This is a genomic window from Undibacterium sp. Di27W, assembly GCF_049340345.1.
GTDB lineage: Bacteria > Pseudomonadota > Gammaproteobacteria > Burkholderiales > Burkholderiaceae_D > Undibacterium.
In genome coordinates, this window is record NZ_JBMPOS010000067.1 from 1 (window position 1) to 1,293 (window position 1,293).

Below are 1,293 nucleotides of genomic sequence, written 5' to 3' on the forward strand. Positions count from 1 at the left end.
GTCTTGGCGTAACGTTCAAAGCTTCCTTGGGCAAATGTAGTCTGTCTCATGGCTTTAATGATTGACTGTGGATGATGCTTCTATTAACGTTTCTGAATCAGAATGCGTTTACTTAATCAGAGATTCCTTAGCTTTAAAAAGAGTTCAAATTCACAAAGGAATTTCGAATATTTACTGTCCTCAGGTACTTCATTAAACTAGCGTAAAAGACTACAAAGTAGTGACGTGTTAGCTGACTGTCATTATTTTCTTTGCTACTTAAGATAGCGTCACTGGTTAAACAAACCAGCAATCAATATGTGCGATGGCCTAACCCTCAGCCTTAGTACTAATGGAGAAAATATAATGTCTACAAATTCTACAAGCTCTACAGGTAAAAACGATTCGTCTTCTGGTTCTTCCAAATCCTCCAGTTCATCTGGTTCAAGCGGAACTCAGGGTGGTACACATGAACAACATGTGAAGGCAGGTCAGCAAAGTCATAAAAATGATGATAAAGATTCCGGGGATAGCAAATCAGACAGCAAGTCTGATGGCAAATCTGACGGTAAAGCTGGTAGCGGCTCTGACAGTAGCGATTCAAAATCGGCTTCTTCAGGCTCGAAATCAGACTCTTCATCTGGTTCAAAATCAGGCTCTTCCAACGGTTCCCATACAGGCATCCAGGGTGGCACGCATGAACAGCATGTAAAAGCTGGGCAGCAAAGTCACAAGAATGATGATAAAGACGATGACAGTAAATCTGAAGGCAAGTCTGCACGGTCTTCTGACAGCGGAGATTCAAAATCTGGTTCTTCATCCAGTTCTCAATCGGGATCTGGTTCAAAAGCAGATTCTGGCTCGAAATCAGCCAGCAGCTCCAAAAGCCGTTAATTGGCAGCAGAATTTTCGGTAACGAAAACTGATACCGAAGGGTACCTTAATGGTGCCCTTTTTTTATGAGCTGATGTTGGGCGGTTCAATAAAGCATAGTTAATATCAGGAGGAAATACAGAAAATCTCTCCTACACGACTCAGCGTCACCACCTACGCTCGCTCATGAGCTTCACTGACTGTATTAAACAGGTTCACCGCCTATTCTCACGTCTGGTCGCAATCAAATTACACGGCCATTTTAACCATACAGCCATCGCCCAACAGGAGAAAGCCATGTCAACACCCGCCCACCAGGACGCCATCAGTTTATTGGAAGCAGATCATCGTGAGGCTGAAGATTTATTCGCTCAGTATGAAAAAGCAAAAGACGCTGAAAAAACAGAAGAAAAATTTGAGATAGCGCGCAAGGTTTGCGCT

At 43.1% G+C, this 1,293-nt stretch carries 1 protein-coding gene and 1 pseudogene; both read left to right on the forward strand.

Annotation, left to right across the window (positions count from 1 at the left end; genetic code table 11):
* Window positions 1–345: 345 nt before the first annotated feature.
* Window positions 346–873, forward strand: a complete 528-nt coding sequence (locus ACO0LF_RS31260; protein WP_423021284.1) for a hypothetical protein — start codon at window positions 346–348, stop codon at window positions 871–873.
* Window positions 874–1,038: 165 nt separating this feature from the next.
* Window positions 1,039–1,293 (forward strand): annotated as a pseudogene (locus ACO0LF_RS31265) (hypothetical protein); the annotation flags it as partial.

What these genes read in the sequence shown, in the direction of transcription:
- ACO0LF_RS31260 (WP_423021284.1), top strand. Translation starts at nt 346, where the DNA reads ATGTCTACAAATTCTACAAGCTCTACAGGTAAAAACGATTCGTCTTCT.